The following is a 5340-nucleotide window of genomic DNA, read 5'->3' as shown; positions in this document are numbered from 1 at the left end:
GTGCAGTTCCGCGACGAGGATCTCCACCTCGAGTGGCTTCATCTCATGGGTGAAGACCTGGCCGAGGTACTGCGCGTAGAGGTTCGCCAGCGAGCGGGCGTCGACGTCCTCGCGGCTGTAGGCGAAGCCCTTGGTATCGGCATGGCGCACACCCGCCACCCGGAGCTGGTCGAACTCGTTGTACCGACCGACACCGGCGAAGGCGATGCGGTCGTAGATCTCGTTGACCTTGTGAAGGGAGCGAGAGGGGTTCTCGGCGGTCACCAGGATCCCGTCGGCGAAGACCGAGGCGACGAGCGCCCGACCCCGGGCGATCCCCTTGCGGGCGTAGTCGGCACGGTCCTTCATGACCTGCTCGGGGGCCACGTAGAAGGGCATGGTCATGGTCGCTGGCCCTCCGCCCGCTTGCGCTCGATGAGCGCCCCGAAGCGCTCGGCCACCTCCGACTCGCCGGCGAGCTCGAACCCGTTGGCGCTGACGGTGGCGACCATCGGGTAGATGCCGCGGACCACGTCGGGCCCGCCCGTGGCGATGTCCTCGTCGGCCGCCTCGTACAGTCCGAGGATGGCGAGCTCGATCGCCTCGTCGCGCGCCATCCGCTCTCGATAGCCCAGCTTGATGGTCGTGCGGGCGTCCCGACCGCCCGATCCGGTGGCGTGGTAGTCGGCCTCCTCGTACCGACCGCCCGTCAGGTCGTAGTTGAAGATGCGGCCGATCCGCCGCCGGAGGTCGTAGCCGGCGAACAAGGGAAGGACTGCCAGCCCCTGGAGGGCCGCAGGGAGGTTGCCCCTGATCATCTGGCCCAGCTGATTGGCCTTGCCCTCGAGGCTCAGGGCCAGTCCCTCGACCTTCTCGTAGTGCTCGAGCTGGGTCTGGAAGAGCTTGACCATCTCGATGCCCGGCCCCGCCGCCCCGGCGAAGGCCACTGCCGAGTGACGGTCCGCCGGGAAGACCTTCTCGATGGCCCTGTGTGCGATCGCGTAGCCCTCCGTCGCCCGACGATCGCCGGCCATCACCACGCCGTCGGCGTAGCGCAGGGCAGCCACGGTCGTCCCGTGGCGGATGTCGGGTCCTGTGACGGCCGGGCTTCCGACGTCCGGGGCAGGCCGGTACATCGGCGCGGAGGGCTGGGCCGGGCCGCTACGACGAAGTAGATCGGTGAAGCTCGGCCCCGGGTCGTCGGCCGGGGGAAACATGGGCAAGCTCATCGCAGCGCACCCTACCGGCTCAGCCATGCCCGCGAGGCTGAGCTACGAGCAACTTCGACACACCCGGGCTCAGCTCGATCCCCAGGCTCCGCCAAGCCGATGGGGCCCTGTCCCGCCCGGGCCCGCCCCCCGGCCGTGGCCGGGCCGTGCCGCTACTCGCCGCCCTTCTGCACGTAGTTACGGACGAACTCCTCGGCGTTGTCCTCGAGCACCTCGTCGATCTCGTCGAGGAGATCATCCAGCTCGGCCTTCAGCTTCTCGCCCTTGTCCGACGTGGGCGCGGCCTCCTCGACGACTTCCTCGTCGCGTGTGGTCTGGGGCCGCTTCTTCAGCTCACGTTCTGCCATCGTCCACTCTCCTAGGAACCCAACTGCTCTAACAGCTCAGCCGGGCTCGAACATCCCGCCAACAAGTTATCGACATGCGCGGCAGTTCCCCGCAGGGGTTCCATCATCGGGACCCGCCGCAGCGGATCAGATCCGAGGTCGAACACCAAGGAATCCCAGTTGGCGGCGGCGACCGAGGACGCCCACCGCTGGAGGCACCGGCCCCGAAAGTAGGCCCTCGTGTCCCGGGGCGGCTCGGTGACGGCCTCGAGGACGTCCGCTTCGTCGACGAGCCGTTCCATCGGCATCTTGGCGAAGAGCGACCGCCCGGGACGCAGGTCGTGGTACTGCAGGTCGATGGCCGTCAGGCGGTGGTCGGACCACGCCAGCCCGTGGCGCTCGCGGTACCCCTCGATGACCTGGCGCTTCGCCACCCAGTCGAGCTGGCCGGACAGGCTGGCGGGGTCGGTTTCGAGGGCGTGAAGGGTCGCCTCCCACCGCCGCAGCACCTCCTCTCCAGCTTCGTCGTCGCCGACGCAGTCGAGGCCGCGGTCATCGGCGTACTTGCGGGCCAGCTCGAGCAGCTCCCACTGGATCCCGAGCGCCGTGGTGGTGCCGCCCTCGGTCAGCTCCAAGGGCTCCGATAGTGACAGGTCGTGGGAGACCTGGCGGATGGCCCGAACAGGCGTCGCCAGTGACAGGTCACGGTCGCCGTACCAGTCGTCCTCGATCATGGCCAGCACGATCGCCGTCACACCGACCTTCAGAAAGGTGGCCACCTCGGCCAGGTTGGCGTCGCCCACGATCACGTGGAGGCGCCGGTACTTCTGGGCGTCGGCGTGGGGCTCGTCCCTGGTGTTGACGATGGGCCGCTTGAGCGTCGTCTCGAGGCCGACCTCCTCCTCGAAGAAGTCGGCCCGCTGGGAGAGCTGGAAGGTGACGTCGGCCGATCCGCCCGCTGCCGATTCGGTGCCCACCTTGCCCGCGCCGGTGTAGATCTGGCGGGACACGAAATGGGGCACGACGTGCTGGACGATCCTGGCGAAGGGCACGGCCCTGTTCATCAGGTAGTTCTCGTGGGTGCCGTAGGAGTTGCCCTTGTGGTCCGAGTTGTTCTTGTAGACGACGATCTCCTCGCCCTTCGGGAGAAGTCGGTCAGCCGCCTCCATCGAGCGGGTGAGGATCCGCTCTCCTGCCTTGTCGTACCGCAGCAGCTCCATCGCGGTCGAGCACTCCGGGGTCGAGAACTCCGGATGGGCATGGTCCACGTAGTACCGGGCCCCGTTGGTCAGTACCGCGTTGACCAGGTGGGTCTCCACCTCAGGTGCGTCCTCACGGGCGAAGCCGCGGGCGTCGTTGCCTGGGCTCTCGTCTTCGAAGTCCCAGCCCACCCGGCGCTGGAGCTCGGCCACATAGGCGTTGATGAGCACCGAGGAGGCGGCGATCGGATTGGCGTCGCCGGGCCCGACGGACTGGATGCCGTACTCCGTCTCGATGCCGCACACCTTGGGGATGGCCACGAATGGACCCTACCCCGGTGGGGACGTCGATGGCGCGGTCCGACGACGGTCGTCCTGCCCGCGCCGGCTGTCAGAGGTACTGGCCGGTCCCCACGCGCTCGATGGAGCGTCCACCGGTCGCCTCCTTGCCCTCGGCCAGGAGGGTACGAACGTACACGATCCGCTCGCCCTTCTTGCCCGAGATCTTGGCCCAGTCATCGGGGTTGGTGGTGTTGGGCAGGTCCTCGTGCTCCTTGTACTCCTGCCTGATCGAGTCGAGCAGATCGTCGGTGCGAATGCCCTCGCCCTGCTGGGCGATGGTCCGCTTGATGGCCAGCTTCTTGGCCCGACGGACGATGTTCTCGATCATGGCGCCGGAGGCGAAGTCCTTGAAGTAGAGGATCTCCTTGTCCCCGTTCTGGTACGTGACCTCCAGGAAGCGGTTGAGCTCGTCCGCCTGGTACATCGCTGCCACCGTGGTCTCGACCATTCGCCGCACCGCCTTGTCACGGTCACCCCCACCGAGCGAGGTGACCTCCTCGGCGTCGAGGGGCAGGTCGGACTGCAGGTACCGGGAGAAGATCTGGGCGGCCGCCTCCTCGTCGGGCCGCTCGATCTTGATCTTCACGTCGAGCCGGCCGGGACGCAGGATGGCGGGGTCGATGAGGTCCTCGCGGTTCGAGGCCCCGATCACGATGACGTTGCGCAGGGCCTCCACGCCGTCGATCTCGGCCAGGAGCTGGGGAACGACGGTCGACTCCATGTCAGAGCTGATCCCCGAGCCACGGGTGCGAAACAGGGAGTCCATCTCGTCGAAGAAGACGATGACCGGCACCCCTTCCTCGGACTTCTCCCTCGCTCGCTGGAAGACCAGGCGGATCTGGCGTTCGGTCTCGCCCACGTACTTGTTGAGCAGCTCCGGGCCCTTGATGTTCAGGAAGTAGCTCCTGGCCTGGCGGTCCCCCGATTGCTCGGCGACCTTCTTGGCCAGGGAGTTGGCGACCGCCTTGGCGATGAGCGTCTTGCCGCAGCCGGGCGGCCCGTACAGGAGCACGCCCTTGGGCGCCGGCAACCGGTGCTTGACGAACAGCTCCCGGTGCAGGAACGGCAGCTCGACGGCGTCGGTGATGGACTCGATCTGGTCGTCGAGGCCCCCGACGTCGGCGTAGGAGATGTCGGGCACCTCTTCGAGAACCAGCTCTTCGACCTCGGGCCGCGGAAGCCGCTCGAGGACCAGGTCGGTGCGCGGGTCCAGCAGGACCGAGTCCCCCGCCCGGAGCTGCACGTCCATCAAGGTCTCGGCCCGATCGGCGACCCGTTCCTCGTCGGCCCGCCCGAGCACCACGACCCGATGGCCGTCCTCCAGCAGCTCCTTGATGGTGACGACCTCGCCCGACAGCTCGGCTCCGCGGGCCAGCACCACGTTCAACGACTCGTTGAGGACGACCTCGTCACCCCGCTTGAGGTCCTCGGCCACCAGCTCGGGGTGGAGGGAGACCCGGACCTTGCGCCCGCCCGAGAAGACGTCCACCGTGCCGTCCTCGTTGCGGGCCAGGAAGGTGCCGTAGGCCGACGGCGGCTGGGTGAGCTTCTCGACCTCTTCGCGCAGGGTGGCGATGTGCTCCCTGGCCTGCTGGAGCGTGAATGTCAGCTTCTCGTTCTGGGACACGGCCTGCGCGAGCTGGCCCTTGGTCTCGAGCAGCTTCTCCTCGAGGGTCCGCACCCGCTTGGGCGCGTCCTGGAGCCGGCGGCGGAGCGTGACGATCTCGTCCTCGAGCACGGTCGCCTGCTCCCGGAGCTGGCTCATGTCTCGCTCGTAGGCGGCGAGCCGACGCTGGGACTCGGAGTCTGCCGTCGGAACCACCTCCTCTCACCTCACAAAGCGAACATACACCGGTGTCATGCGGACAGACGCGCACCCTCGGCCGCTATACCCTGGGCCTGGGCTTTGTCCCCCGGTCCTGGAGCCCCCGGCAAAATTTCCCCCGTCCTAACCGTGGAAATTGACACTGCCGGTCTGGATCGTTAGGTTCAGAAATTGACCGCGACGTCCTGAGAGGCATGCTGATGAAGGTCTGGATCGACCAGGATCTCTGCACCGGCGACGGTCTCTGTGAGGAGATCGCGCCGGCGGTGTTCACCCTGTTGGACGATGGCTTGGCCTACGTCAAAGAGGACGACAAGGTCCTGAACGAGCCTGGTGGCGCCGAGGGCATGGCCGCTGTGCCGACCGACCTCGAGGATGCCGTCGTCGAGGCGGCCGAGGAGTGCCCCGGCGAGTGCATCTTCGTCGAGAAGGCCTGAGGC

At 67.6% G+C, this 5340-nt stretch carries 6 protein-coding genes; 1 reads left to right on the top strand and 5 read right to left on the bottom strand.

Annotation, left to right across the window (positions count from 1 at the left end; genetic code table 11):
- From prcA to arc, 5 genes are all read right to left on the bottom strand, one after another.
- On the bottom strand, window positions 1-384 hold a 384-nt coding region (prcA, locus tag VGF64_07450), incomplete at its 3' end, for a proteasome subunit alpha (GenBank protein HEY1634575.1).
- Window positions 381-1208 (bottom strand): proteasome subunit beta, encoded by an 828-nt coding sequence (gene prcB, locus VGF64_07445; GenBank protein ID HEY1634574.1) that lies wholly within the window; start codon window positions 1206-1208, stop codon window positions 381-383. The genes prcB and prcA, both read right to left, overlap by 4 nt.
- Before the next feature lie 152 nt (window positions 1209-1360).
- A complete protein-coding gene (locus VGF64_07440; GenBank protein HEY1634573.1) occupies window positions 1361-1555 on the bottom strand; it encodes a ubiquitin-like protein Pup in 195 nt (64 codons plus the stop codon).
- A gap of 11 nt (window positions 1556-1566) precedes the next feature.
- Window positions 1567-3054, bottom strand: coding sequence for a depupylase/deamidase Dop (dop, locus tag VGF64_07435; GenBank protein HEY1634572.1), 1488 nt, complete (start codon window positions 3052-3054; stop codon window positions 1567-1569).
- A 70-nt stretch (window positions 3055-3124) separates the two neighbouring features.
- The gene (gene arc, locus VGF64_07430) at window positions 3125-4897 is read right to left on the bottom strand and encodes a proteasome ATPase (GenBank protein HEY1634571.1); all 1773 of its coding nucleotides are present in this window, start codon (window positions 4895-4897) and stop codon (window positions 3125-3127) included.
- A gap of 197 nt (window positions 4898-5094) precedes the next feature.
- Here arc and VGF64_07425 point away from each other — a divergent pair, with 197 nt between their 5' ends.
- The gene (locus VGF64_07425) at window positions 5095-5337 is read left to right on the top strand and encodes a ferredoxin (protein HEY1634570.1); all 243 of its coding nucleotides are present in this window, start codon (window positions 5095-5097) and stop codon (window positions 5335-5337) included.
- Window positions 5338-5340 lie beyond the last annotated feature (3 nt).

It is taken from the genome of Acidimicrobiales bacterium (assembly GCA_036491125.1).
GTDB lineage: Bacteria > Actinomycetota > Acidimicrobiia > Acidimicrobiales > AC-9 > AC-9.
This window is presented reverse-complemented; position numbering and strand designations above follow the sequence as displayed.

Excerpts from the sequence above, each read along its gene's own strand:
- prcB (HEY1634574.1), bottom strand. The coding sequence starts at position 1,208 with ATGAGCTTGCCCATGTTTCCCCCGGCCGACGACCCGGGGCCGAGCTTC.
- VGF64_07440 (HEY1634573.1), bottom strand. The coding sequence starts at position 1,555 with ATGGCAGAACGTGAGCTGAAGAAGCGGCCCCAGACCACACGCGACGAG.
- VGF64_07425 (HEY1634570.1), top strand. The coding sequence starts at position 5,095 with ATGCTGATGAAGGTCTGGATCGACCAGGATCTCTGCACCGGCGACGGT.